Genomic DNA, 26,152 nt, shown 5'->3' on the forward strand with positions numbered 1-26,152 from the left:
CTTTATAAGGAGGGCCCGGAGTCAACCTTCCAGCAGCCAGCGGCCCCCACCGATGAGCGAACACAGCGACACCGCGTGGAACAGGAACAGCCACAGCCCCGCCGGTACGTGCGTCAGCCGCGACAACTGGTCCGCGTCCGAGTCCCCCGCGCCTCCCCGCGCCCGCTTGGCCTGCAGTTCGAAGGGCGGTCGTACGCCCCCGAAGAGCAGGAACCACACCACCGCGTACGCGAACGCTGCCTGCACCTGCGGTCCCGCCAGCCAGGACACGAGGAGGAAGGCGCCCCCGGTGAGGACCACGGTCAGGACCCCGTACGCGTTGCGGATCATCACCAGCATCACCACGAGCAGCGCGGTCGCGGCCCACAGCAGCAGCGTGATGTGGCCCGCGGCCAGGAGCGCGGCGCCGCCGAGGCCGAGCAGCGAGGGGGCCGTGTAGCCCGCGGCCGCCGTGAGGATCATGCCGAGGCCGTACGGCTTGCCGCGGCTGACCGTGAGGCCGCTGGTGTCGGAGTGCAGGCGTATGCCCGTGAGCTGCCGGCCCGTGAGCAGGGCCACCAGCCCGTGGCCGCCCTCGTGCGCGATGGTGATGGCGTTGCGCGAGAGCCGCCACAGGGAGTGCGGGACGACGACGGCGAGGGCGGCGACGAGGGTGGCGAGCACCACCCACAGATCGGGGTCGGGCTGGGCGCCGGTGAGCCGGTCCCAGAGGTCGGGCAGCGCGGTGGCGGCGAGGCTGTCCATTCTGGATGTGGCTCCCTGTCGTCGAGATCAGTAGGGGGCGGCGCGAAGCGCCGTCGTTGAGGGGTGGTGGCCGGGTGACGGGTGGGCCTGGCAGTGTGGCACGTATGTGCGGACGGTATGCATCCAGTCGTAGGCCCGAGGATCTCGCAGGAGTCTTCGAGATCGAGAAGTGGGAGCCCGAGGAGACCCTGGAGCCGGACTACAACGTGGCTCCGACCAAGGAGGTCTACGCAGTCCTGGACCGTCCTCTCAAAGACGCGTCCGAGCCCCGGCCGGTTCGGCAGCTGCGCAGGCTCAAGTGGGGACTCGTGCCCTCCTGGGCCAAGACGCCCGAGGGCGGCGCCCGGATGATCAACGCGCGCGCGGAGACCGTGCACGAGAAGCCGTCGTATCGCCGCGCCTTCGCCACCCGGCGCTGCATCCTGCCCGCCGACGGCTACTACGAGTGGGTCACCGGCAAGGACGAGCGGGAGCTGGAGGTCGAGGGGAAGAAGAAGCGGCCCCGCAAGCAGCCGTACTTCGTGCTGCCCGCCGACGGCTCGGTGTTCGCGATGGCCGGGCTGTACGAGTTCTGGCGGGACCGGACCCTGCCCGACGACCACCCGCAGGCCTGGTGGGTCACCTGCTCGGTGATCACCACGGAGGCGGAGCACACCCCGCTGGCCGTCGCCCCCGCCGAGGGCCCGCACACCCTCGCCGAGATCCACCCCCGGATGCCGCTGATGCTCACCCCGGACCGCTGGGACGCCTGGCTGGACCCCGCCCGCACCGACGCGGACGACGTCCGCGAGCTGCTCGCCCCGCCGCCGCCCGGCCTGATGCGCGCCTACCCGGTCGGCACGGCCGTCAGCAACGTCCGCAACAACGGCCCGGAGCTGCTGAAGGAGCTGGAGGCGCCGGAAGTGGGCACCCTCTTCTAGCCTTCTGGTGTGATCGAGATTGTCGAGACCGACGCCGGGACCGCCCGCATCACCTGGCACCGGGCGAAGAAGGCGCGGCTGGTGCTGGCCGTGAGCCACGGGGCCGGCGGCGGCATCGAGGCGCGGGACCTGCGGGCGCTCGCCCAGGTGCTCCCGGGGCACGGCGTGACCGTGGCCCTGGTCGAGCAGCCCTGGCGGGTCGCGGGCAGGAAGGTCGCGCCCGCTCCGAAGACTCTGGACACCGGGTGGCGCGGCATCTGGCCCGCGCTGGCCGGGATGGCGCTGCCGGTGATCTCCGGCGGCCGCAGCGCGGGCGCCCGGGTCGCCTGCCGCACCGCGACGGAGCTGGGCGCGCACGCCGTGCTCGCGCTGAGCTTCCCGCTGCACCCGCCGGGCAGGCCGGAGCGCTCCCGCGCCGACGAGCTGCTCGGCGCCGGGGTGCCCACGCTCGTCGTGCAGGGCGGAAACGATCCCTTCGGCAGGCCGGACGAGTTTCCCGAGGGGTCCTTCGGGCTGGTCGAGGTGCCGTACGGCGATCACGGGTTCGCCGTGCCGAAGCGCGCGGAGATCACCCAGGAGCGGGCGCTGGAGATCGTCACCGGCGGTGTCGTGGAGTGGGCCGCGTCACTCGGCTGACCCCCGGGAATGTTGCACGGTGGAGTGCTGTTGTGGCGGACAGGAGTGCTGAAGCACCGGCACCGACGTCGTGGAGAGGAAGTCCGCCGCATGGGTTCGACCATCTGCCCGCCCGTCGCCCACCACCACCCCGTGGACGGGCTTCGCCCGGCAGAGTCCGATCCGAGCCGCAGCAGCCGCGCTGACCTGGACTGGACGGTGCTGCACGCGGCCAAGGCCGCTCCTATTCGAGCGGCGGCAGGCACGGGTGGTGTTCTATCCTCCGAAACGAGTGGGATCGGTTTCGGTCCTGCCCGGGATCTTGAGGAGGTGGGTCCGGTCACTGGGACCGACGCAGGGACCGACAACGGCCAGGCGGAGCTGCCCGAGGGCCGGGGCGACAGCGCGGAGACGACCGCCGAGCGCAGTGCGCGCTTCGAGCGGGACGCGCTCGAATTCCTCGACCAGATGTACTCGGCCGCGCTGCGCATGACGCGCAACCCGGCGGACGCCGAGGACCTGGTGCAGGAGACGTACGCCAAGGCTTACGCGTCCTTCCACCAGTTCCGCGAGGGCACCAACCTCAAGGCGTGGCTGTACCGGATCCTCACGAACACCTTCATCAACTCGTACCGCAAGAAGCAGCGCGAGCCCCAGCGCAGTGCGGCCGAGGAGATCGAGGACTGGCAGCTCGCCCGTGCCGAGTCGCACATGTCGACGGGTCTGCGCTCCGCCGAGTCGCAGGCGCTCGATCACCTGCCCGACTCGGACGTGAAGGAAGCGCTGCAGGCGATCCCCGAGGAGTTCCGCATCGCCGTCTATCTCGCGGACGTCGAGGGCTTTGCGTACAAGGAGATCGCGGACATCATGGGGACACCCATCGGTACGGTGATGTCCCGGCTGCACCGGGGACGCCGTCAACTGCGCGGCATGCTCGAGGACTACGCCCGTGACCGCGGGCTGGTCCCGGCGGGCGCCGGAGAGTCGAACGAAGCGAAAGGTTCGGGCTCATGAGCTGCGGAGATCCGCACGAGACGGACTGCAGTGAGGTCCTCGACCACCTGTACGAGTTCCTCGACAGCGAGATGCCGGACGTCGATCGCGACAAGTTCCAGCACCACTTCGAGGAATGCTCTCCGTGCCTGGAGAAGTACGGCCTGGAGCAGGCCGTGAAGAAGCTGGTCAAGCGCTGCTGCGGCCATGACGACGTGCCGGCCGATCTGCGCGCCAAGGTCATGGGGCGGATCGACCTGATCCGCTCCGGACAGACCGTCCCCGAGCACGACGTGACCGCCACTCCTCAGGAGAGCTGAGGACCGGCCATCACCCGAATGTGCTAATCCTCGGGTCATGAGCCCCCGGACCCCCCGATTCCCGCCCTAGGCTCCGAGCCCGGACAGGCACGGTCGGGGGAGGGGCGTCATGGAGGCGGTTCCAGCGAGGGCACGGGCCTATGTGGTCTGCGTCGCCCTGCTGGCCGTGGTCTGTGTCCTGCCCCTGCCGGTCACCCGCACGCCCTGGTGGGTGCTCGCCCTGCTCACCGCCCTGTACGCGGCCTGCGAGCACGCCGCACGGCGCCGCCTGGGCGGTACTTTCTACCCCGTTCTGCTCGCCGGGGCGTTCCTGCTGCCCCCGCCCGCCGCCGCCCTGGTGCCGGTGCCGGCCGCCCTGCTCGCCTGTGTGGAGGAGCGGCCTGTGGGGCTGCGCCGCATGTGGCGGGCCGCGCAACCCTCGCTCGCCGTGTGGGGCGCGGCCCAGGTGCACTGGGTACTCGGCGGCCGGGACACCGTCGTGGCCTGCGACTTCCCCCATGCGCTCGTGCCCGCAGGGGCGGCCGTCCTCGCCTTCTGCCTGGTGCTCGCCACGCTCGACGGCGGCCTCCTCGCGGCGGGCGTGGGGGTACCGCCCACGCCGTTGCGGCAGTGGGGCGGGGTGCCCCTGCGCCGGGCCTGGCGCGGGCTGCTGTCCCGCTCCCTCGCGCCGGTCGCCGTGCACGGACTCGCCGGACTGATGATGGCCGTGCTGTGGTGCAGCCGGTACGGACCCGTCGCCGCACTGCTCGTGCTGCTGCCGATGTGCGTCTCCTGCTGGGTCTTCGCCCAGTACCACCGGGAACGGGCCGCCCACCAGGCCACCATCCGCGCCCTGGTGCAGGCCGTCGACCTCAAGGACGGTTACACCCGCGGCCACAGCGAACGGGTCGGCCAGGCCTCGGTGATGATCGCCCGCGAACTCGGCATGGACGACGAACGGGTCGAGGTGCTGCGTTTCGCCGGCATCCTGCACGACGTCGGCAAGCTCGGCGTCCCCACCCGGCTGCTGCGCAAGGACGGCCCGCTGACCCCCGAGGAACGGCGGATCATCGAGCTGCACCCCGAGTACGGCCATGAGATGGTCCGCGGGATCTCCTTCCTCGGCGAGGCCCGCGCCGCGATCCTGCACCACCACGAACGGCTCGACGGCAGCGGCTACCCCTACGGACTGGTGGGCGCTCAGATCCCCGAGTGCGCCCGCGTGGTGGCCGTGGCGGACGCCTTCGACGCGATGACCTCCACCCGCTCCTACAGCAGGGCCCGCCCGGTCGAGGTGGCCGTCACCGAACTGGAGCGGTGCGCGGGAACCCAGTTCGACCCGCGCATGGTCACGGCGCTCGCCCGGGCCCTCGACCGCCACGGCTGGCATCCGGCCGTCACGGCCGACGAGACGGCCCAGCCGGTCCCGGAGCGGCAACCGGTCGCCGGCAGTCCCAGCGGGGCATCCCGGTGACCACCCTCCGGTTCATCCACGCCTGCGCCGCCCTCACCGCCGCCGTCTGCCTCGCCGTCACCCTGTGGACCGGCTTGGCGGACCGGGGCGTCGCACTCGCCTTCGGGGTGCTCATAGCCGTCGGCGAGCTGACCCGGTGGAGCGGAGCCCAGGTACGGCAGGCCGCGCCGCTGGGCACCGCCGGATCGCTGTCGTACGCCCTGCTCGGCGCCGACGCGGGACATCCGAGCCTGCACGACGCGCCGCAGGTCGTCACCATCGTCCTCGCCGCCTCCCTGCTCGGCGGCGTCCCGCACATCTGGTGCGGACGCACCCCGACCCTCGACCACCTCGCCCGCCGGGTCCTGAGCGTCGGCTTCGCCGCCGTCTGCTTCCAACCCCTCTACAACGAGGGCGTGTTCGAGTCCTGGAACGGCGCCGCCTACGCGCTGCTGCTCATCGCCCTGCTCGTCCTCACCGCCCTGTGCGACGCCGTCCTCGCCGCGGCCCTCGCCCATTCCCGCACCCACTGGCCCTTCGGCCCGCTCCTGCGTGACGAACTGCGCGGACTGCTCGGCATCGGATCAGCCGTCTGCGCGACCGGCGCGGTGATGGCGCTCGCGGTCGCCGTGGTCGGACTGTGGGCGCTGCCGGTGTTCTGCCTGCCGCTGCTGCTCGCCCAGCTCTCCGTCCGCCGCTACGCCGCCGTGCGCGCCACCTACCGGCAGACCATCGCCTCCCTCGCCCGGGCCACCGAGATCGCCGGGTACACCCCGACGGGACACGCCCGCCGGGTCGCCGCGCTCAGCCTGGCCGTCGGCCGGGACCTGGGCCTGTCCGGGCCCGGGCTGACCGTCCTGGAATACGCGGCCCTCATGCACGACATCGGCCAGCTCAGCCTGGTCGACCCCGTCCCCGCCGGCGCCACCGCCGTCCTGCCCCGAGAGGAGCAGCGGCGTATCGCCCTGCTCGGCGGGGCCGTCGTACGGCAGACCGGGGTGGACGCGGCCGTCGCCGTGGTCGTGGAGCGGCAGGCCGACCCCTGCCGGGAGCAGCCGCTCGCCGCGCGGATCGTCAGCGCCGTCAACGCCTACGAGGAGAAGGCCCGGGACGCGGGGCCCGACGGGCCGCTCAGGGCCCTGGAGGAGCTGCGCCTGGCCACCGCCGGGGACTACGCTCCCGAGGTCGTGGAGTCGCTCGCCCGGGTTCTGGTCCGGGACTGTCTGACGCTGCCCGTGGCGGGGTAACCCATGGGTAATGAGCGGCCCTCCCGCCGTACGTGGTTGGATGCGAGGGAGAGGGTGTCCGGGGGCACAAGCCAGCCCACGTGCGGAACTGGAACTGGCAGGCGGGAATCGTGAGGATCTTCGGCAAGGGACGGCACCGGCCCTCCGCCTCCTGGCGGCAGGCCACAGACCGCGCGTTCACGCTCATCGGCGACGGCCGGTACGAGGACGCGGGCGAGCTGCTGACACGTGCCGCCGACCTGGAACCCTGGCTGGCGGAGTCCTGGTTCAACCTCGCACTGCTGCACAAGTTCCGGCACGACTGGGAGCAGGCCCGCGCGGCCGGACTGCGCGCCGTGGCCCTCCTGGACCGGGAGGCCGGCGCCCCCGACTGGTGGAACGTGGGCATCGCCGCGACCGCCCTGCAGGACTGGCCGCTGGCCCGCCGCGCCTGGCAGGCGTACGGGCTGCGGGTGCCCGGCGGCGCCACGGCCTCCGGCGAGCCGCTCGGCATGGAGCTGGGCAGCGCGGCCGTACGGCTCTCCCCGGAGGGCGAGGCCGAGGTGGTGTGGGGCCGCAGGCTGGACCCGGCCCGGATCGAGGTGCTGTCCATCCCGCTTCCCTCGTCCGGGCGGCGCTGGGGCGAGGTCGTCCTGCACGACGGCGTCCCGCACGGCGAGCGCACGACGTCCGCCGGGCACTCCTACCCGGTCTTCGACGAGATCGAGCTGTGGGCGCCCTCGCCGGTCCCCACCTGGGTGGTGCTGCTGGAGGCGGCCACCGAGGCGGACCGGGACGCGCTGGAGCAGCTGGCCGCCGACGCGGGGTTCGCCGCGGAGGACTGGTCGTCGTCGGTGCGGCTGCTGTGCCGGATGTGCTCGGAGTCGCGGATGCCGTCGGACGAGGGGGACGGGGTCCATCTCGATCCGCACGATCACAGCGAACCGGGTCATCCCGGGCCGCTGGGGCATCGCACGGACGGCCAGCTCTGGGTTCCCGAGCGGGAGTGCGGGGTGGCCGCGCCGGCTTCGCTCGTGAGGGGGTTGCTGGACGGCTGGGTCGCGGACAGTCCGGACTCCAGGGACTGGCGGGATCTCGAAGAGGTGTGCTGAGACCACGGCCGGCCGCGGGTCCGATGCGGCCGGCCGCTCAGTTCCCCGCGCCCCTTCAGGGCGCGCCCACGTACCCTGTACCAGCAACTTAACCCCTGTTTTCCTGAGGAAGGCGTACGTCGGTCATGGCGCAGCAGGACACCGATCAGCAGCACGCGGGCGTGCTCCCCGTCGACGACGAGGGCTATGTCGTCGACACGGAGGACTGCGAGGAGCGCGAGAACGCCTGGCGTGAGCGCGGCACCTCGCGGCCGATCACGGTCGTCGGCAACCCGGTCCTGCACAAGGAGTGCCAGGACGTCACCGAGTTCGGTGCGGAGCTGGACCAGCTGGTCGCGGACATGTTCGCCAGCCAGCGCACCGCCGAGGGTGTGGGCCTGGCCGCCAACCAGATCGGTGTCGACCTGAAGGTCTTCGTCTACGACTGCATGGACGACGAGGGCGTCCGGCACGTCGGTGTGGTGTGCAACCCGAAGCTGGTCGACCTGCCCGCCGACAGGCGCCGGCTCGACGACAGCAACGAGGGCTGCCTGTCCGTACCGACCGCGTACGCGTCGCTCGCGCGTCCCGACTACGCCGAGGTGACCGGCCAGGACGAGAAGGGCAACCCGATCAAGGTCTGCGGCACCGGCTACTTCGCTCGCTGTTTGCAGCACGAGACCGACCACCTGTACGGGTACCTGTACATCGACCGTCTGTCCAAGCGCGACCGCAAGGACGCGCTGCGGCAGATGGCCGAGAACGAGCCACGCTACCCGGTCGTCGCCAACGACTGAGACGTCCGGTCCGACCGTACGGACACCGTACGAGAGCAGCAACGACGCACGTTACGACGCCCGGTCGGGATCCTTCCCGACCGGGCGTCGTTCGTTTGTTCGCCACAAGGTTCCCGCATCATGGGGTGGTGAGTGAAGCAAATCCGTTCCCATAATGGTCAGTTGTGGTGCTGAATGGGAAGGGCGGGGATACGCAACGGCGCACGCCCGGCACGGAACGGAGGGGTGTGCGCTCCTGGCGGCTGAGAGGGGACTGTTCGTGCACGCTTTCTCACACGGCACCACATCGTCGACAGCGGTCGCAGTACCGCCGTCTCTCGCCCTCCCGGTGATCGAGGACGTGATTCCCCGACAACTGCACCCGTATTGGCCGAAGCTTCAGGAGAAGACCCGGCAGTGGCTCCTGGAAAAACGGCTGATGCCGGCGGACAAGGTGCGGGAATATGCCGACGGTCTTTGCTACACCGACCTGATGGCTGGGTACTACACCGGCGCCCCCGAAGAGGTCCTGCAGGCCATTGCGGACTACAGCGCCTGGTTCTTCGTCTGGGACGACCGGCACGACCGTGACCGGGTGCACGGCCGGGTGGCCGACTGGCGCCGGCTGCGGCACCGCCTGCACGCGGCCCTCGACGCACCCCTGCACCATCTGCACCACCGGGACCCCCTGGTCGCGGGTTTCGCGGACAGTGTGCTGCGGCTGTACTCGTTCCTGCCGAGCACCTGGAACCTGCGGTTCGCCCGGCACTTCCACGACGTGATCGAGGCCTACGACCGCGAGTTCCGCAACCGGAGCGCCGGGTACGTCCCGAAGGTCGAGGAATACCTCGCCCTGCGGCGGCTCACCTTCGCCCACTGGATATGGACGGATCTGCTGGAACCGAGTGCCGGATGTGAACTCCCGGACTTCGTGCGAAAACATCCGGCATATCGCCGTGCGGCCCTGCTGAGCCAGGAATTCGCCGCCTGGTACAACGACCTCTGCTCACTGCCGAAGGAAATAGCGGGCGACGAGGTGCACAATCTCGGAATCAGTCTCGTCACTCATGAGGGGCTGAAGCTCGAAGAAGCGGTGGAGGAAGTGCGGCGGCGCGTCGAGACATGCATCTCGGAATTCCTCGAAGCCGAGCGGGACGCCCTGCGGTTCGCCGGTGAACTCGCCGACGGCACGGTCCGCGGAAAGGAATTGAGCGCCGCCGTCCGCACCTGCGTCGGCTATATGCGGAACTGGTTCAGCTCCGTCTACTGGTTCCACCACGAGTCCGGCCGGTACATGGTCGACAGCTGGGACGACCGGTCCTCGCCCCCGTACGTCAACAACGAAGCGGCAGGTGACGAATGACCGTCGAGTCTGTGAAGCCCGTGCTCCCCGAGAGCACCGGACTGCGCGAACCGCCCCTCGCCGGCGGCGCCCTCCCGGTCCTCGGCCACGGCCTGAAACTGGTCCGCGACCCGCTCGCCTTCATGTCCGGGCTGCGCGAGCACGGCGACGTCGTGCGCCTGAAGCTCGGCCCCAGGGCGGTGTACGCCGTCACCGCACCGGCGCTCACCGGCGCACTGGCGCTCAGCCCCGACTACAAGATCGACGGCCCGCTGTGGGAGTCCCTCGAAGGCCTGCTCGGCAAGGAGGGCGTGGCCACCGCCAACGGCCCCCGGCACCGCCGCCAGCGGCGCACCATCCAGCCCGCCTTCCGGCTCGACGCGATCCCCGCCTACGGCTCGATCATGGAGGAGGAGGCGCATGCGCTGACCGAGCGCTGGCGGCTGGGCGAGACGATCGACTGCACCTCGGAGTCGTTCCGGGTCGCCGTGCGCATCGCCGCCCGCTGTCTGCTGCGCGGCGACTACATGGACGAGCGCGCCGAGCGGCTGAGCGTCGATCTCGCCACCGTCTTCCGCGGTATGTACCGCAGGATGGTCGTCCCGCTCGGACCGCTGTATCGGCTGCCGTTCCCCGCCAACCGCGAATTCAACCGGGCACTGGCCGATTTGCATCTGCTGGTCGACGAGATCGTCGCCGAGCGGAGGGCATCTGGTCAAAAGCCGGACGATTTGCTGACGGCATTGCTGGAGGCGAAGGACGACAATGGCGACCCCATCGGAGAACAGGAGATCCACGACCAGGTGGTCGCGATACTCACCCCCGGCAGCGAAACGGTCGCCTCCACGATCATGTGGCTGCTCCAGGTGCTCGCGGAACATCCGGAACACGCCGAGAAGGTGCGCGCCGAGGTCGAATCCGTGACCGGCGGCCGGCCCGTTGCATTCGCGGACGTCCGCGAGCTCAGGCACACCAACAATGTCGTCGTCGAGGCCATGCGGATGCGGCCCGCCGTATGGATATTGACGCGGCGCGCGGTGACCGACACCGCGCTCGGCGGCTATCGCATTCCGGCGGGGGCGGACATCGTGTACAGCCCGTACGCCATCCAGCGCGACGGCGGTTCCTACGCCCACCACCTCGACTTCGACCCCGACCGCTGGCTGCCCGAGCGGGTGAAGGAGGTGCCCAAGTACGCGATGAGCCCGTTCAGCGTGGGCAACCGCAAGTGCCCCAGCGACCACTTCTCCATGTCCCAGCTGAGCCTGATCACCGCGGCGATCTCGGCGAAGTACCGCTTCGAGCAGGTCAGCGGGTCGAACGACACCACCCGTGTGGGCATCACGCTCCGGCCCCACCGGCTGCTCCTGCGGCCCGTGGAGTGGTGAGCCACGTGTGGTGAGAGACGTGTGGTGAGCGACGAGTGGTGAACGACAGCCGCCGACGACCGGCGCGCGCTCAGGCGGCTTGCGAGCCCCGGAACGCGCGCCGGATCGATGGTCGGCCGAGAGCGACCGGACTCAGAAGTCCTCGTCCAGGTCGACCGTGCCCTCGACGGCCACCTGGTACGCCGACGGGCGCCGCTCGAAGAAGTTGGTCAGCTCCTGGACGCCCTGCAGCTCCATGAAGGAGAAGGGGTTCTCGGAGCCGTACACCGGGGCGAAGCCGAGGCGGGTGAGGCGCTGGTCGGCGACGCACTCGAGGTACTGCCGCATCGAGTCGGTGTTCATGCCCGGCAGGCCGTCACCGCACAGGTCGCGCGCGAACTGCAGCTCGGCCTCGACGGCCTCCCGCAGCATGTCCGTGACCTGCTGCTGCAACTCGTCGTCGAAGAGCTCCGGCTCCTCCTTGCGGACGGTGTCGACCACGTCGAAGGCGAAGGACATGTGCATCGTCTCGTCGCGGAACACCCAGTTGGTGCCGGTGGCGAGACCGTGCAGCAGACCCCGGCTGCGGAACCAGTAGACGTACGCGAAGGCGCCGTAGAAGAACAGGCCCTCGATGCACGCGGCGAAGCAGATGAGGTTGAGCAGGAAGCGCCGGCGGTCCGCCTTGGACTCCAGTCGGTCCAGCTTCTCGACCTCGTTGATCCACTTGAAGCAGAAACCGGCCTTCTCGCGGATGGACGGGATGTTCTCCACGGCCGCGAAGGCGGCTGCGCGGTCGTCCGGGTCGGGCAGGTAGGTGTCGAGCAGCGTCAGATAGAACTGGACGTGCACGGCCTCCTCGAAGAGCTGGCGCGACAGGTACAGGCGCGCCTCCGGGGAGTTGATGTGCTTGTACAGCGTCAGCACCAGGTTGTTCGCGACGATCGAGTCGCCCGTAGCGAAGAAGGCCACCAGGCGGCCGATCAGGTGCTGCTCGGCCGGCGTCAGCTTGGCCAGGTCGGCGACGTCCGAGTGGAGGTCGACCTCCTCGACGGTCCAGGTGTTCTTGATGGCGTCCCGGTAGCGCTCGTAGAAGTCGGGGTAGCGCATCGGGCGCAGCGTCAGCTCGAAGCCCGGGTCGAGCAGGTTCTTGGCAGTCATCTCTGTCGGCGCGGAGCGCCGTCCTCCAGGGGTGGTGGTCGGGCGACGGGCGGGCATTACTGGCAGGCCTCGCAGGACTCGGGGTTCTCGAGGGAGCAGGCGACGGCGTCGGGGTCGGCGGCCTGCTGCACGGGGATGGGGGTCTGGGCCTGCGCCCGGGCGGCGCGCGCGATGCGGGTCGCCGGGCGGGAGCGCAGGTAGTACGTCGTCTTCAGGCCCCGCTTCCAGGCGTACGCGTACATCGAGGAGAGCTTGCCGATCGTCGGCGTCTCCAGGAACAGGTTCAGGGACTGCGACTGGTCCAGGAACGGGGTGCGGGCAGCGGCCATGTCGATCAGGCCGCGCTGCGGGATCTCCCACGCCGTGCGGTACAGCGCCCGCACGTCGGCCGGGATCCACGCGAAGTCCTGCACCGAGCCGTTGGAGTCGCGCAGCGCCTCACGGGTGCGCGCGTCCCAGACGCCCAGCTCCTTGAGGTCCTGCACCAGGTAGGAGTTGACCTGCAGGAACTCGCCGGACAGCGTCTCGCGCTTGAACAGGTTGGAGACCTGCGGCTCGATGCACTCGTACACGCCCGCGATGGACGCGATGGTGGCGGTCGGGGCGATCGCCAGCAGCAGCGAGTTGCGCATGCCGACCTCGGCGATCCGCTCGCGCAGGGCCGCCCAGCGCTCGGGCCAGGTCAGTTCGGCGTCGTAGTGGTCGGGGTGCAGGACACCGCGGGCGGTGCGGGTCTTCTCCCAGGCCGGCAGCGCGCCGTTGCGCTCGGCCAGGTCGGCGGAGGCCTCGTACGCGGCGAGCATGATCCGCTCGGCGATCCGCGTCGACAGGGCCTTGGCCTCGGCGGAGTCGAAGGGCAGGCGCAGCTTGAAGAAGACGTCCTGCAGACCCATCGCGCCCAGGCCCACCGGACGCCACTTGGCGTTGGAGCGGCCCGCCTGCTCGGTCGGGTAGAAGTTGATGTCGACGACGCGGTCGAGGAAGGTGACGGCCGTGCGGACGGTCTCGTCGAGGCGCTCCCAGTCGATGTCCCCGTCCCGCACGAAGGCACCGAGGTTGACCGAACCCAGGTTGCAGACCGCCGTCTCGCCGTCGTCGGTGACCTCCAGGATCTCCGTGCAGAGGTTCGAGGAGTGGACGACGTGGCCCGCCTCGGCCGTCTGGTTGGCGGTGCGGTTGGCGGCGTCCTTGAAGGTCATCCAGCCGTTGCCGGTCTGCGCGAGGGTGCGCATCATGCGGCCGTACAGGTCGCGGGCCGGGATGGTCTTCTTCGCGAGCCCGTTCGCCTCCGCCTTGCGGTACGCGGCGTCGAACTCCTCGCCCCACAGGTCGACCAGCTCCGGCACGTCCGCCGGGGAGAACAGCGACCACTGCTCGTCGGCGTTCACCCGGCGCATGAACTCGTCCGGGATCCAGTGCGCGAGGTTGAGGTTGTGCGTACGGCGCGCGTCCTCGCCGGTGTTGTCGCGCAGCTCCAGGAACTCCTCGATGTCGGAGTGCCAGGTCTCCAGGTACACCGCGGCCGCGCCCTTGCGCCGGCCGCCCTGGTTCACGGCGGCCACCGAGGCGTCCAGGGTCTTCAGGAACGGGACGATGCCGTTGGAGTGTCCGTTGGTGCCGCGGATCAGCGAACCGCGGCTGCGGATCCGGGAGTACGACAGACCGATGCCGCCGGCGTGCTTGGAGAGGCGGGCGACCTGGTGGTAGCGGTCGTAGATGGAGTCCAGCTCGTCCAGCGGTGAGTCGAGGAGGTAGCAGGACGACATCTGCGGGTGCCGCGTGCCGGAGTTGAAGAGCGTGGGGGAGGAGGGCAGGTAGTCGAGGCGGCTCATGAGCCCGTAGAGCGCGGCGACTTCGTCGGCGGAGCGGGTCGTGTCGTCCTCGGCGAGACCAGCGGCGACGCGCAGCATGAAGTGCTGGGGCGTCTCGATCACCTTGCGGGTGATGGGGTGGCGCAGCAGGTAGCGGCTGTGCAGGGTGCGCAGACCGAAGTAGCCGAAGCGGTCGTCGCCGGCCGCGTCGATCAGCGTGTCGAGACGCGCGGCGTGCAGTCGTACGAACTCCGCCGTGCGGTCGGCGACCAGGCCCTCGCGGTGGCCCACGGCGACGGACTCGGTGAAGGACGTCACGCCCTGCGAGGCGGCCTCGGCGCGGATCGAGATGGTCAGCAGCCGGGCGGCCAGCCGGGAGTAGGCAGGGTCCTCGGAGATGAGGCCGGCGGCCGCCTCCGTGGCCAGCTCGCGCAACTCCGCCTCGTCGGCCCGGGCGGAACGGCCCCGCAGCGCGGCCGCGGCGACCCGGCCGGGGTCGGCGTCGGGGAGGTCGGCGGTCAGCTCGGTCAGGGTCCGCAGCAGCGCGGCACCGGGACCGTCGGTCTCCACCGGTGCTGCGGTCGCCTGGACGGCTGAAGCCGGGTCGGCTGGCGCGATGGTCACGTGGGGCTCTCCCTCGCTCGGCACAGGGCCTGGCGGAGGGCGGGGGGCAGCACGAGCGCGCACGGCGTCGCGTCCACCGGCCCACTCCACGAGGCCCGGACGTCTCAAGGCACCCGGACCGGACGGCCGGGCGCGCGCTGCCGGCAGGTCCTCGGACTGAACGGGCGTGCGGATACACGCAAGTACACCGTTGCGGGACAGTTCCGGATTCGCACCGGATTCCCCTGCGGCGACAGCGAGGATGAGCATACATCTAGTGCCGGGTTGTGGTGTCACCCCCAGATGTTGTGTCTGCTGCGTGTTGTGGCGGCTTCAGAGGGTCAACAGCGGGCCGCCGTGGTGCTTGTTGCCGGCGGCCCGCTGCGGGTGGATCGTGGTTGCTCGCGCCCCCTTCGGGGCGCCTCTCAGTGCCCGGCGCCCGCCGTGGCCGGGGGGAGTTCCACCTGAACTCCCGCGTCGCCCGCGTCCGCCGTGTAGTCCGCGGGGCTCGTCTCGTCGAGGCCCTCAGGGGCCTTGAGAGCCTTCAGGACGAAGGTCAGGACCACCGTGACGGCGACGTTCAGGACGAAGGCCGTGAGGCCGATGTAGCCGATCTCACCGATACCCGGGATCTCCTTGGCGGAGCCGCCGAAGTGCTTCTGGGTCGGCGAGGCCACGCCGTACGCGGCGGCGGTGCCGTAGACCATGCCGACCGCCCAGCCGGCGAGCAGCGCCCAGCGGTGGAACCAGCGCGTGAACAGGCCGCCGACCAGGGACGGGAAGGTCTGCAGGATCCAGATGCCGCCCAGCAGCTGGAAGTTGATGGCGACCGTCTTGTCCATGGTGAGGACGAAGACCAGGGCGCCGACCTTCACCAGCAGCGACACGAGCTTGGAGACCTGGGCCTCCTGCCTCGGCGTGGCGTCCGGCCTGATGAAGTCCTTGTAGATGTTGCGGGTGAAGAGGTTCGCCGCCGCGATGGACATGATGGCCGCGGGCACCAGGGCGCCGATGCCGATCGCCGCGAAGGCGACGCCCGCGAACCAGTCCGGGAACATGTCCTCGAACAGCTGCGGAATCGCCAACTGCCCGTTGGTGACGTTCACCCCGGCCGCGATCGCCATGAAGCCGAGCAGCGCGAGCAGGCCCAGCATCAGCGAGTACAGCGGCAGGATCGTGGTGTTGCGCCGGATCACCTCACGGCTCCTGGACGAGAGCGTCGCGGTGATCGAGTGCGGGTACATGAACAGCGCGAGCGCCGAACCGAGCGCCAGCGTGGCATACGTCCACTGGCCCGCGGGGGCGGGGACGAGCCCGCCCGCACCCGCCTTCGTGAACTTCTCGCCGGCCTTGGCGAAGATGTCGTCGAACCCGCCCAGCTTGATCGGGATGTAGATGATCGCCACCGCGATGACGATGTAGATCAGCGTGTCCTTGACGAACGCGATCAGCGCGGGCGCGCGCAGGCCCGACGAGTACGTGTAGGCGGCCAGCACACCGAAGGCGATGAGCAGCGGGAGGTCCTTCACGAACCAGTTGGTGTTCTCGCCGCCGCCGACGCCCATCACGTCCAGCACCGCCTGGATGCCGACGAGCTGGAGCGCGATGTACGGCATCGTCGCGAGGATGCCGGTGAGCGCCACGGCCAGCGACAGGCCCTTGGAGCCGAAGCGGCCGCGCACGAAGTCCGAGGTCGTCACATAGCCGTGCTTGTGCGAGACCGACCACAGGCGGGGCAGGAACGTGAAGATCAGCGGGTAGACCAGGATGGTGTACGGCACGGCGAAGAAACCGGCCGCGCCCGCCGTGTAGATCGCCGCCGGCACGGCGACGAAGGTGTACGCCGTGTACAGGTCGCCGCCGAGCAGGAACCAGGTGACCCAGGTACCGAACGACCGTCCGCCCAGGCCCCATTCGTCCAGGGAGTGCTCGTCGTCGGCCCTGCGCCAGCGGGCGGCCAGGAAGCCCATGACCGTGACGGCCAGGAAGAAGAAGATGAAGACGCCGAGCGCGACGCCGTTGACGCCGTTCTTCACTGCGCCGCCCCCTTGCCCTGAGTCGCCCTGCGGGCGCTCTGGTCACGCTGCCAGAGCTTGTACGCGAGCACCGTGAGCACGGTGGAGACCGGCACCCACAGCATCTGGTACCAGTAGAAGAAAGGGATCCCGATGAACGCGGGGTCCGTCTTGGCGTACGAGCCCACCCACAGCATCGCCACGAAGGGCGCGACGAGACACAGGCCGATGATCACTCGGGCCGGCGTCACAACCGGTGGTCTCACTTCAGGCGTTTCGGACATGCCACGGCTCCGTCCCCTGGTTGATCACCTGTGTAATGCGCAGGCAATCTAGGTGACGGTGTCGTGGCAGCGGAAGACCTCGTCCGTATAACGGCATGTCGATTTGGAGGTTGTGGCGTGAAGACGCCAACTTCCCTCAGTCCTGCGGGCGCTTGAGCCTCGCCACGAACTTGTACCGGTCGCCCCGGTAGACGGAGCGCACCCACTCCACCGGCTTGCCCTCGCGGTCCAGGGAGTGGCGGGAGAGCATCAGCATCGGCAGGCCCACGTCGGTGCCGAGCAGGCCCGCCTCGCGCGGGGTGGCCAGGGAGGTCTCGATGGTCTCCTCGGCCTCGGCGAGATGGACGTCGTAGACCTCGGCGAGGGCGGTGTACAGGGACGTGTACTTCACCAGCGAGCGCCTGAGCGCCGGGAAGCGCTTGGCCGAAAGATGGGTGGTCTCGATCGCCATCGGCTCACCGTTGGCCATGCGCAGCCGCTCGATGCGCAGCACCCGTCCGCCGGCCGTTATGTCGAGCAGCTCGGCGAGCCGGTCGTCGGCCGTGATGTAGCCGATGTCCAGCAGCTGCGAGGTGGGCTCCAGGCCCTGGGCCCGCATGTCCTCCGTGTACGAGGTGAGTTGCAGCGCCTGCGAGACCTTCGGTTTGGCGACGAAGGTGCCCTTGCCCTGGATGCGCTCGAGGCGGCCCTCGACGACGAGCTCCTGCAGGGCCTGGCGGACGGTGGTGCGGGAGGTGTCGAACTCGGCCGCCAGCGTGCGCTCGGGCGGGACCGGCGTGCCCGGCGCCTGCGTCTCCGTCATGTCGAGCAGATGCTTCTTCAAGCGGTAGTACTTGGGCACGCGCGCGGTACGGACCGTCGTCCCGGCCTCGTTCTCCGCACTGCCGACGTCGGTGCTCATGCTCTGCCTTCCCGGCTCCTGATGCCGAAAGCGACCGACATCCCATCGGCCACGGCTCACATCGTGGCACGGCTTCGTGTGTCAGGGCTCCACCCGCACGCTCCGTGATCTCCTCTGTATACCGTCGCACCCGTTGTTGGTCTAGTCCAACGGATGGTGTGCCGGTACCGGTGCGGGTACCGGTGCCGACGCCGGTGTCCGGGCTAGATCCCCTGCCAGTCCGGCTTGTTCGCGTAGGTGTGCCGGAAGTAGTCGGCCAGCTTGAGCTTGGACGCGGCCGCCTCGTCCACGACCACCGTGGCGTGCGGGTGCAGCTGGAGCGCGGAGGCCGGGCAGACCGCCGCGACCGGGCCCTCGACGGTCGCGGCGACCGCGTCCGCCTTGCCCTCGCCGGTCGCGAGCAGCACCAGGTGCCGGGCCTCCAGGATGGTGCCGATGCCCTGGGTGATCACGTGGTGCGGCACCTGCTCGATGTCGCCGTCGAAGAAGCGCGCGTTGTCGACGCGGGTCTGCTCGGTCAGCGTCTTGATCCGGGTGCGCGAGGCGAGCGAGGAACAGGGCTCGTTGAACCCGATGTGCCCGTCCGTCCCGATCCCCAGCAGCTGCAGGTCCACGCCGCCGGCCTCGGCGAGCGCCCTGTCGTACGTCTCGCACGCCGCCTGGACGTCCTCGGCCGTGCCGTCCGGCCCCATGAACGCGTCCATCCCGATGCCGAGCGGCTCCAGCACCTCCCGGCGCAGCACCGAGCGGTAGGACTCGGGGTGCTCGGCGGGCAGCCCCACGTACTCGTCGAGCTGGGCTATCCGGGCCCGCGCGGTGTCCACTGCGCCGGAGCTCACCTTGGCGGTCAGGGCCTGGTAGATGGGCAGCGGGGTCGAGCCGGTGGCCACGCCGAGCAGGGCGTCGGGCTTGCGCCGCAGCAGCTGGGCCATGGCCTCGGCGATCAGCTCGCCGCCCGCCGCCGCGTCCGGAACGATGACAACTTCCACGCTGGGCCTGCCGTTCTGAAGAGGGCCTGGAGAACAGGGGAGAGGTCGGAGCAAGAGTCGCTATGTGGTTTAGACCAATCTAACAGAATCGGACTCCTGGGCCCAGGTGGGACGCCTGCTATGTCAGTGACCCCCCGGTCGCGTCCACCCAGCTCCCCGTCACCCATCGCCCGGCGTCGGACACGAGGAACGCCACCACGTCCGCCACGTCGGCCGGCGTCCCCACCCGGCCGAGCGCCGATATGGCAGCGGCCCGTGCCCAGCCGTCCGGTGTCCCGTGCAGGAGCCCGGCCGTGTTGTCCGTGTCGATGATTCCCGGCGCCACCGAGTTCACCGTGATGCCGCGGGGGCCCAGCACCTTCGACAGGTCGCGGGTGAAGACGTCCAGCGCGCCCTTGGTCATCGCGTAGGCCGTCCTGTCCGGCATGACCGCGGTCCGGGCGAGCCCCGAGGAGACGTTGACGACCCGGCCGCCGTCCCGCAGCCGCGACAGGCCGTGCCTGACGAGGAAGAACGGCGCCTTCACATTGACCGCGAAGACCCGCTCGTACTCCTTCTCGGTGATCTCGCCGACCGGGGGCGCCGTGCCGATCCCGGCGTTGTTCACCAGGATGTCCAGTCCGTCCGCCTGCCGGTCGAACTTCTCCCACAGCCGCTCCGCGTCCCCCGGCGCGCCCAGCTCCACCCCGATCGCGAACGCCGATCCGCCCGCCGCCTCGATCGCGGCCACGGTCTCCCCGGCGGCCGCCTCGTTGCTGCCGTAGTGCACCGCCACCCTCGCCCCGTCCCGCGCCAGCCGCTCGGCGATGCCCCGCCCGATGCCCCGGCTCGCACCCGTGACCAGGGCCGTCCTCCCCGTGAGCACACCCATGTCCGCCACCCCTCCACATTTGTCTAGTGATCGCTACACAAAAACCGTACAACACTCCGCCGACATTTCTCTAGGGGGCGCTATAAAATGCACCCCATGGTGACCAGCGAGGACGCGAAAGCGCAGGCCAAGCCCGCCAGGACGCGCGGCCGCCCGCGCTCCTTCGACCGCGCGACCGCGCTGGAGAAGGCGCTCATGGCCTTCTGGGAGCACGGCTACGAGGCCACTTCCGTCTCCGATCTCACCCGGATCATGGGCATCGGCGCCCCGAGCCTCTACGCGGCCTTCGGTGACAAGCGCAGCCTGTTCGAGGAGGTCGTCCGGGTCTACGGCGACACCCACGGCGCCTTCGTCGACCGCGCCCTCGCCGAGGAACCCACCGCCCGCGCCGCCGTCGAACGCACACTGCGCGAGGCCGCCGCCGAGTACACCGACCCCGCCCACCCCTACGGCTGCCTGGTCGTCCACGCGGCCACCAACTGCACCAGCCCCGAGGTCGAGCAACTGCTGCGGGAACGGCGCAACTCGGGCATCGCCGCCCTCGAGTCCCGCATCCGGGCCGACGCGGCCGAGGGGCGACTGCCGGCCGGCGCCGATCCGGCGACGCTCGCGCGGCACACCGGAGCCATGATCCAGGGCATGTCCCAGCAGGCCCGGGACGGCGCGAGCCGGGCGGAACTGGAGGCGCTCGCGGAAATTGCCATGGCCATCTGGCCCCGTGGCTGACCCGGGCGGGCTAGGCTGCGTGGCATTGCGTGCCAGCAGACTCCAACGCATACCCCCACGCGCATGGACACGCCATCGTGGTCTAGTCCAGAATGCGTAGGGGAAAATCGTAGGGAAAACTGAACAGCTTCCGTCTTCCCCGCACAGGAGGACGGACGAGGAACCGGGGCTCTCTGCCCTGACTGCACCGGCTCCTCGACCTTCGGCCGACCGGGACCGCACACCCCACGGCCGATGATGCTCCGGGCTGCGGTGCCGGGAGGGCTGAGGGTCCCTCCCAGGCGCCGCGGCCCGCGGGTGTTTTTTCGGCCATCACCGGGCCCCGGGTACGCTCACAGCGTGCCCTCCATGAACGAACTCGTACGCCAGCACACGGCCCTCGGTGACTCCGACCTCGAGTGGCTCCACCTGCTGGTCTCGGAGTGGCAGCTGCTCTCCGACCTCTCCTTCGCCGACCTGGTCCTGTGGGTCCCCACCCGCGACGGCACGCGGTACGTCTCGGTCGCCCAGATGCGCCCCAACACCGGCCCGACCTCCTACCAGGACGACATGGTCGGCCACCTGGTCCCGCGCGGCCGGCGGCCCATGCTGGACGCGGCACTGGACGAGGGCCGGATCGTGCGCGAGGGGGACCCGGAATGGCGCGAAGAGGTCCCCGTCCGGGTCGAGTCGATCCCCGTACGGCGTGAGGGCCGTGTCCTCGGCGTCATCGCCCGCAACACCAACCTGCTCACCGTCCGCACCCCGAGCCGCCTCGAACTGACCTACCTCCAGAGCGCCTCGGACCTCGCGCAGATGATCGCGGCCGGCGCCTTCCCCTTCCCCGGCCAGCAGGTCGACATGGACGCCTCCCCGCGTGTCGGCGACGGCCTGATCCGGCTGGACGCCGACGGCATCGTCCAGTACGCCTCCCCGAACGCCCTCTCCGCCTACCACCACCTCGGCCTCGCCGCCGACCTGGTCGGCCAGCACCTGGGGCAGACCACGGCCGAACTCGCCCCGACCCGGGGTCCGGTGGACGAGGCGCTCGCCAAGGTGGCCAGCGGCTGGGCGCCGCGCGAGTTCGAGATCGAGGCGAACGACGGGGTGATCCAGTTCCGGGCCATCCCGCTCAAGCCCAAGGGCACCCGTATCGGTTCCCTGGTGCTACTGCGGGACGTCACCGAACTCCGCCGCCGTGAGCGCGAGTTGATCACGAAGGACGCGACCATCCGGGAGATCCACCACCGGGTGAAGAACAACCTGCAGACCGTCGCGGCGCTGCTGCGGCTGCAGGCCCGGCGCATCGGGTCCGAGCGCGGCCGGGAGGCCCTGGAGGAGGCCGTGCGACGGGTCGGCTCGATCGCGATCGTGCACGAGACGCTCTCCCAGAACCTGGACGAGCGGGTGGAGTTCGACGACATCGCCGACCGGGTTCTCGCGATGGTCGCCGAGATCTCGCCGGGCAAGGTGACCGGCCGGCGCAGCGGACGCTTCGGCATCCTCGACGCCGAGGTCGCCACCCCGCTGTCGATGGTTCTCACCGAGATCCTGCAGAACGCGCTGGAGCACGGCTTCCGCGAGGGCGACACCGGCACGGTCGAGGTCTCCGCGGTCCGCGGCGGCACCACCAAGGAGGCCCGCCTCCTCGTCACCGTCCAGGACGACGGCGTCGGCCTGCCCGAGGGCTTCGACCCGCAGACGGCGGGCAACCTGGGTCTGCAGATCGTACGGACGCTGGTGGAGGGCGAGTTGGGCGGCACCTTCGACATGGTCCCGGCACCGGAGCGGGGCACACAGGTCATCCTGGACATTCCGGTGCGCTCGCAGAAGTAGGACCTGCCCGGCAGGCCCGACCTGCAGTGCCCCGAACAGCATTGAGCCCCGGACCACCAAGTGGCCCGGGGCTTAAAGCTCGTTGCTGCTCTGCTTGTCGCTAAGCGCATCGGGGGTACTGCGCGCTGCGGCTCGGGGGCGGGAGATGCGTACTCGCTGTACGCGCCGCCAAGCTCAGGCTGTCAGCAGGGGTGGGACTGTCAGGCGGAGGCCTGACGGGCCCGGTTGCGGGCGGCGCGGCGCTTCATGGCGCGGCGCTCGTCCTCGCTGAGACCACCCCAGACGCCGGAGTCCTGGCCGGACTCGAGCGCCCACTGCAGGCACTGCTCCATGACGGGGCAGCGACGGCAGACGGCCTTGGCTTCCTCGATCTGCAGCAGCGCAGGACCGGTGTTGCCGATGGGGAAGAAGAGCTCGGGGTCTTCCTCGCGGCAAACGGCGTTGTGACGCCAGTCCATGGCTGCTACCTCTCCTTGGTATTACATGCAAGTTGCTTGTGAATGTGAACGCTTTCACGAATCCCTCAACAAGTGAAGGGCCGACCGCCGAGTGTTCCCCGGCGTGGTCCTTGGTTCGAAGAGGGGTTCTGGTGATCAGTGGAGGCCGGTGTTGCGGGCCGTCCCGATCGCCACGTAGAGACTCGCAAACCTCAGCGACGGATACAACCCCTTCCGGAAAGTTTTTTTTGATTCCTCGGTGTCGACTGGGTCACAGCCGTACTTCCATGGGGTGGATCCTGGCCTAAACGTTCGAGTGAAAGGACTTTGGCCCGTTCCGCTCACACAATCACACGCAGTGCGCGGCGTACGCCTGTGAACGTCACGCTCGTACGCAGTCCGAGGTGGTCGCCGTCCATCTGAAGGGGCAGGGGGGCCTTCGAATGCAAGGTGAACTGGTCCATGTCGTGCAGTGAGACCGCATGCCTGCCATGGGGTCCGCGCTCGGGGGACGAAGTGAGCAACTGCGTGCCATACCGGGCAACCGCGGCCGTCGACAGGCGGCTGAGACCGAGCACGTCGATCCCTGTATCGAACGACGCCTTAGGTGACGTGTACATCGGGCGATTGCCGAGATACGTCCAAGGGGACGTGTTCGAGACTATGGCGACAACTAGATCGGTGATCGGGTCGGCGCCGGGGCGCTCCAGAGTGATCGCGCCGTGCCGGCGGTGCTGCTCGCCGAGGAACTGCCGGACCACCTGTCGCACGTACAGCGCGTGGGTCGACTTCCTGCCGCGCTCGCGCTGCTGCTCGACCCGGCCGACCACACCCGCGTCGAAGCCGAGCCCGGCGTTGAAGGTGAACCAGCGGTCGGGCACCGCCTCGTCCTCGGTGCCGGGCGTGCCCGAGGTCAGGCCGAGCCCGACGACCCGCTCGGTTCCGTCGCGCAGCGCGTCCAGCAGGGCGCCGGTGGCCTCGACGGGATCGTTGGGCAAGCCCAGGGCGCGGGCGAAGACGTTGGTGGAGCCGCCGGGGACCACGGCGAGGCCGGGCAGGCGGTCCGGGTCGGGGCCGTCGTGCAGCAGGCCGTTGACGACCTCGTTGACGGTGCCGTCGCCACCGAGGGCCACGACCAGGTCGATGTCGTCGCTCTCCGCGGCCTGCCGGCCCAGGTCGCGCGCGTGGCCGCGGTACTCGGTGGTGACCGCCTCCAGCTTCATCTCGCTGGCGAGTGCGTGGATCAGCACGTCACGCCTGCGTGCGCTTGTGGTGGTTGCCGCCGGATTGACCACGAGAAGTGCACGCATGGATGGCAGCGTACCTACTGGGGGGTACCCGGCCCAGACCGAGGTAGGGATCAGGTAAGAGGCGAGGGCGTGAGCCTGGACACTCACCACCGCGCCGGACCCGGGGCGGAGGCCGCCGCCGTAGGGTGCGGGGCTACGCTTCTGGCGTGAGCAGTGAGCAGAAATCCGCCCCGGAAACGACCGAAGCCGCCGAGCCCCGCCCGCGCCGGCTGACGTACGCGGCGGCGCTGGCCGGGCTGGAGGGTGCCGCCCTGGTGGTCGGTGGCGTCTGGATCCTCGTCCTCGGACTCACGGGCGATCCCGACGACCGGCAGCAGGCCGTGACCGGTGGGATCACCCTGATGGTGCTCGCGCTGCTGCCGCTGCTCGCCGCGCGCGGTCTGCTGCTCAGGCGCAGCTGGAGCCGTGGCCCCGCCGTCATCACGCAGATCATGGCGCTTCCGGTGGCCTACAACCTGCTCAAGGCCGACAGCATGGCCATCCCGGGCGGCATCGCTCTGGCCGTCGTGGCGATCGCCGCGCTGGTGCTGCTGGTGAACTCGGCGACGACCCAGGCCCTCGGGATCAAGGGACCGGGCCGGGCCGAGTAGGGCTCACCCCTGGGCGCCCACCCAGTGGCGCTCACCCGTCGACGCTCACTCCTCGACGAGCAGCTTCTCCCGCAGCTGGGCGAGGGTTCTGGCGAGCAGCCGGGAGACGTGCATCTGCGAGATGCCGACCTCCTGCGCGATCTGCGACTGGGTCATGTTCCCGAAGAAGCGCAGCAGCAGGATCCGCTTCTCGCGCGGCGGCAGGTCCTCCAGCAGCGGCTTGAGGGACTCGCGGTACTCCACGCCCTCCAGCGCCTCGTCCTCGGCGCCGAGGGTGTCGGCGACCGCCGGGGACTCGTCGTCGGTGTCGGGGACGTCCAGGGACAGGGTGGAGTACGCGTTGGCGGACTCCAGGCCCTCCAGGACCTCCTCCTCGGAGATGGCCAGCTTCTCGGCCAGCTCGTGGACCGTGGGGGAGCGGCCGTGCTGCTGGGACAGCTCGGCCGTCGCCGTCGTCAGCGCGAGGCGCAGCTCCTGCAGCCGGCGCGGCACGCGGACCGCCCAGCCCTTGTCGCGGAAGTGCCGCTTGATCTCGCCGACGACGGTCGGGGTGGCGTACGTGGAGAACTCCACGCCGCGCTCGGGGTCGAAGCGGTCGACCGACTTGATCAGGCCGATCGTGGCGACCTGGGTGAGGTCGTCGAGCGGCTCGCCGCGGTTGCGGAAGCGGCGCGCCAGGTGCTCGACGAGCGGCAGGTGCATACGGACCAGCTGGTTGCGCAGCTCCGCGTACTCCGCGCTGCCCTGGTTCAGTTTGCGCAGCTCGATGAACATCGCACGCGCCCCGCTGCGGTCCTGCGGGTCGTGCTGAGTGGCCTGCACGGCCTTCGCGCCCAGCGCGTCGTCCTCGGCGTATCGCTCGTGCTCGCTCATCGTCCCGCCCGTAGCCCTTCCCCGAGCCCTCGCCTCCGCGTGGGCGGCGGATCCGACCCCGCCGTGTCCCGCCGGAGGAGTGCTCTGCACGGCACCGTCGCTGCCGGCCTCGGCCGAGTCCTCCTCCGGGTGCGGCCTGGCCTGCTCGGGGATGCCGTCGATGCCGTCCGCCATGCGTCGGGAACCGTCCGCGGGGCTTCGGTCCCCCGTCGGCAGCTCCCGTGTGCCGCGCTCTTCGTCCCGCACCGGCCCGTCCCCGTTCCTCACGCCGGCCCGGGGCCCGCGCCGCGCTGTTTGTAGAGGCTGATCGACACGGTCTTGTCCTCGTCGACGGCGGACGAGACCTTGCCCGCGAGGGCCGAGAGCACCGTCCAGGCGAAGGTGTCCCGAGAGGGGGCGTGGCCGTCGGTGGTCGGCGCCGACACCGTGACCTCCAGCGAGTCGTCGACGAGCCGGAAGACGCAGCTGAGCACAGAGCCGGGCACGGCCTGTTGCAGCAGGATCGCGCAGGCCTCGTCCACGGCGATGCGCAGGTCCTCGATCTCGTCCAGGGTGAAGTCCAAGCGGGCCGCAAGACCGGCCGTGGCCGTCCGCAGCACCGACAGGTAGGCACCCGCAGCCGGCAGCCGGACTTCCACGAAGTCCTGGGTCGCGGGCTCGCCTGCGATCTGGGACACCCTCACCTCCATGGTGGTACAAGCTTTACGGGGCCGAGGGTTGCCCCTCGGGGTAACGCACATGTGGTTCCGCGGTGACGCTATCGCGCTCCGAACGGTCCTGTCCCCGGGACCCCAACCCCCTGGCGTCACTCACAGTAAAGCTGTGGATACGCTCCGTGTCTAGAGGGTCTGCGGGCCCAAATGGGAAGAGCGCGCGCCGGGTTGATTGACGTACCCCGGCGTCAGACGCTCGAACCGTCCACGGCCGCGGCCTTATGCCG

Annotated in this window: 25 protein-coding genes and 1 riboswitch; of the genes, 13 read left to right on the forward strand and 12 right to left on the reverse strand. The window is 70.2% G+C overall.

The features are described 5' to 3' along the window. Positions 1–21: 21 nt before the first annotated feature. Positions 22–744, reverse strand: coding sequence for a M50 family metallopeptidase (locus tag AC07DS_RS18425; RefSeq protein ID WP_479146521.1), 723 nt, complete (start codon positions 742–744; stop codon positions 22–24). Positions 745–848: 104 nt separating this feature from the next. Here AC07DS_RS18425 and AC07DS_RS18430 point away from each other — a divergent pair, with 104 nt between their 5' ends. From AC07DS_RS18430 to AC07DS_RS18475, 10 genes are all read left to right on the forward strand, one after another. Beyond that, on the forward strand, positions 849–1,664 hold the full coding sequence (locus AC07DS_RS18430) for an SOS response-associated peptidase (protein WP_479146523.1): 816 nt from the start codon (positions 849–851) through the stop codon (positions 1,662–1,664). A gap of 9 nt (positions 1,665–1,673) precedes the next feature. Further along, positions 1,674–2,300, forward strand: coding sequence for an alpha/beta hydrolase family protein (locus AC07DS_RS18435; RefSeq protein ID WP_145883131.1), 627 nt, complete (start codon positions 1,674–1,676; stop codon positions 2,298–2,300). A gap of 309 nt (positions 2,301–2,609) precedes the next feature. After that, positions 2,610–3,293 carry an RNA polymerase sigma factor SigR gene (gene sigR / locus AC07DS_RS18440; RefSeq protein ID WP_145883130.1) on the forward strand — a complete coding sequence of 228 codons (684 nt, stop codon included), beginning with the start codon at positions 2,610–2,612 and terminating at the stop codon, positions 3,291–3,293. Next, positions 3,290–3,592: a mycothiol system anti-sigma-R factor gene (rsrA, locus tag AC07DS_RS18445; protein WP_336113539.1), complete on the forward strand. Its 303-nt coding sequence runs from the start codon at positions 3,290–3,292 to the stop codon at positions 3,590–3,592. Before sigR ends, rsrA begins: the two co-directional genes overlap by 4 nt. A gap of 109 nt (positions 3,593–3,701) precedes the next feature. Next, the gene (locus AC07DS_RS18450) at positions 3,702–5,045 is read left to right on the forward strand and encodes an HD-GYP domain-containing protein (RefSeq protein ID WP_479146526.1); all 1,344 of its coding nucleotides are present in this window, start codon (positions 3,702–3,704) and stop codon (positions 5,043–5,045) included. After that, complete coding sequence (locus tag AC07DS_RS18455) at positions 5,042–6,271, forward strand: HD-GYP domain-containing protein (protein ID WP_479146528.1); 1,230 nt, start codon at positions 5,042–5,044, stop codon at positions 6,269–6,271. The genes AC07DS_RS18450 and AC07DS_RS18455 overlap by 4 nt, the downstream gene beginning before the upstream one ends. 110 nt (positions 6,272–6,381) lie before the next feature. After that, positions 6,382–7,362: a hypothetical protein gene (locus tag AC07DS_RS18460; RefSeq protein ID WP_479146530.1), complete on the forward strand. Its 981-nt coding sequence runs from the start codon at positions 6,382–6,384 to the stop codon at positions 7,360–7,362. Positions 7,363–7,487: 125 nt separating this feature from the next. Continuing rightward, a complete protein-coding gene (gene def, locus AC07DS_RS18465; RefSeq protein ID WP_479146532.1) occupies positions 7,488–8,138 on the forward strand; it encodes a peptide deformylase in 651 nt (216 codons plus the stop codon). A gap of 259 nt (positions 8,139–8,397) precedes the next feature. After that, positions 8,398–9,480: an epi-isozizaene synthase gene (gene cyc1 / locus AC07DS_RS18470; protein ID WP_479146534.1), complete on the forward strand. Its 1,083-nt coding sequence runs from the start codon at positions 8,398–8,400 to the stop codon at positions 9,478–9,480. After that, a complete protein-coding gene (locus AC07DS_RS18475) occupies positions 9,477–10,847 on the forward strand; it encodes a bifunctional albaflavenone monooxygenase/terpene synthase (RefSeq protein ID WP_479146536.1) in 1,371 nt (456 codons plus the stop codon). The genes cyc1 and AC07DS_RS18475 overlap by 4 nt, the downstream gene beginning before the upstream one ends. A 132-nt stretch (positions 10,848–10,979) precedes the next feature. Here the strand turns inward: AC07DS_RS18475 and AC07DS_RS18480 are convergent, their stop codons facing one another. From AC07DS_RS18480 to AC07DS_RS18510, 7 genes are all read right to left on the reverse strand, one after another. Then, entirely contained in the window at positions 10,980–11,987 is a 1,008-nt protein-coding gene (locus AC07DS_RS18480; RefSeq protein ID WP_479146538.1) for a ribonucleotide-diphosphate reductase subunit beta, read from the reverse strand. Positions 11,988–12,043: 56 nt separating this feature from the next. Continuing rightward, positions 12,044–14,422, reverse strand: coding sequence for a ribonucleoside-diphosphate reductase subunit alpha (locus AC07DS_RS18485; protein ID WP_479146540.1), 2,379 nt, complete (start codon positions 14,420–14,422; stop codon positions 12,044–12,046). Between the two features lie 125 nt (positions 14,423–14,547). Continuing rightward, a riboswitch (cobalamin riboswitch) is annotated at positions 14,548–14,671 on the reverse strand. Between the two features lie 155 nt (positions 14,672–14,826). After that, positions 14,827–16,437 carry a monocarboxylate uptake permease MctP gene (gene mctP / locus AC07DS_RS18490; RefSeq protein WP_479146542.1) on the reverse strand — a complete coding sequence of 537 codons (1,611 nt, stop codon included), beginning with the start codon at positions 16,435–16,437 and terminating at the stop codon, positions 14,827–14,829. Beyond that, entirely contained in the window at positions 16,434–16,700 is a 267-nt protein-coding gene (locus tag AC07DS_RS18495) for a DUF3311 domain-containing protein (RefSeq protein WP_479146544.1), read from the reverse strand. The genes mctP and AC07DS_RS18495 overlap by 4 nt, the downstream gene beginning before the upstream one ends. A gap of 136 nt (positions 16,701–16,836) precedes the next feature. Next, entirely contained in the window at positions 16,837–17,601 is a 765-nt protein-coding gene (locus tag AC07DS_RS18500; protein WP_145883119.1) for a GntR family transcriptional regulator, read from the reverse strand. A 203-nt stretch (positions 17,602–17,804) separates the two neighbouring features. Beyond that, positions 17,805–18,590 carry a glucosamine-6-phosphate deaminase gene (gene nagB / locus AC07DS_RS18505; RefSeq protein ID WP_479146547.1) on the reverse strand — a complete coding sequence of 262 codons (786 nt, stop codon included), beginning with the start codon at positions 18,588–18,590 and terminating at the stop codon, positions 17,805–17,807. 118 nt (positions 18,591–18,708) lie between these two features. Further along, positions 18,709–19,461 (reverse strand): SDR family oxidoreductase, encoded by a 753-nt coding sequence (locus tag AC07DS_RS18510; protein ID WP_479146548.1) that lies wholly within the window; start codon positions 19,459–19,461, stop codon positions 18,709–18,711. Positions 19,462–19,557: 96 nt separating this feature from the next. On the opposite strand from AC07DS_RS18510, the gene AC07DS_RS18515 reads away from it, so the two are divergent. Next, entirely contained in the window at positions 19,558–20,187 is a 630-nt protein-coding gene (locus tag AC07DS_RS18515; RefSeq protein ID WP_479146549.1) for a TetR/AcrR family transcriptional regulator, read from the forward strand. 339 nt (positions 20,188–20,526) lie between these two features. Next, positions 20,527–22,002 carry a sensor histidine kinase gene (locus AC07DS_RS18520; RefSeq protein ID WP_479146551.1) on the forward strand — a complete coding sequence of 492 codons (1,476 nt, stop codon included), beginning with the start codon at positions 20,527–20,529 and terminating at the stop codon, positions 22,000–22,002. A 200-nt stretch (positions 22,003–22,202) separates the two neighbouring features. Here AC07DS_RS18520 and AC07DS_RS18525 read toward each other — a convergent pair whose 3' ends face one another. Both AC07DS_RS18525 and AC07DS_RS18530 read right to left on the reverse strand, forming a co-directional pair. Then, the gene (locus AC07DS_RS18525) at positions 22,203–22,460 is read right to left on the reverse strand and encodes a WhiB family transcriptional regulator (RefSeq protein WP_016639615.1); all 258 of its coding nucleotides are present in this window, start codon (positions 22,458–22,460) and stop codon (positions 22,203–22,205) included. A 320-nt stretch (positions 22,461–22,780) separates the two neighbouring features. Next, on the reverse strand, positions 22,781–23,749 hold the full coding sequence (locus AC07DS_RS18530; protein WP_479146552.1) for a diacylglycerol/lipid kinase family protein: 969 nt from the start codon (positions 23,747–23,749) through the stop codon (positions 22,781–22,783). 146 nt (positions 23,750–23,895) lie between these two features. Here AC07DS_RS18530 and AC07DS_RS18535 point away from each other — a divergent pair, with 146 nt between their 5' ends. After that, a complete protein-coding gene (locus AC07DS_RS18535) occupies positions 23,896–24,339 on the forward strand; it encodes a hypothetical protein (RefSeq protein WP_479146554.1) in 444 nt (147 codons plus the stop codon). A 45-nt stretch (positions 24,340–24,384) separates the two neighbouring features. Here the strand turns inward: AC07DS_RS18535 and AC07DS_RS18540 are convergent, their stop codons facing one another. After that, positions 24,385–25,458: an RNA polymerase sigma factor SigF gene (locus AC07DS_RS18540; protein ID WP_479146555.1), complete on the reverse strand. Its 1,074-nt coding sequence runs from the start codon at positions 25,456–25,458 to the stop codon at positions 24,385–24,387. A gap of 17 nt (positions 25,459–25,475) precedes the next feature. Next, positions 25,476–25,889, reverse strand: coding sequence for an ATP-binding protein (locus tag AC07DS_RS18545; protein ID WP_004925829.1), 414 nt, complete (start codon positions 25,887–25,889; stop codon positions 25,476–25,478). Positions 25,890–26,152: the final 263 nt, after the last annotated feature.

Source organism: Streptomyces sp. NPDC044064 (genome assembly GCF_056434245.1).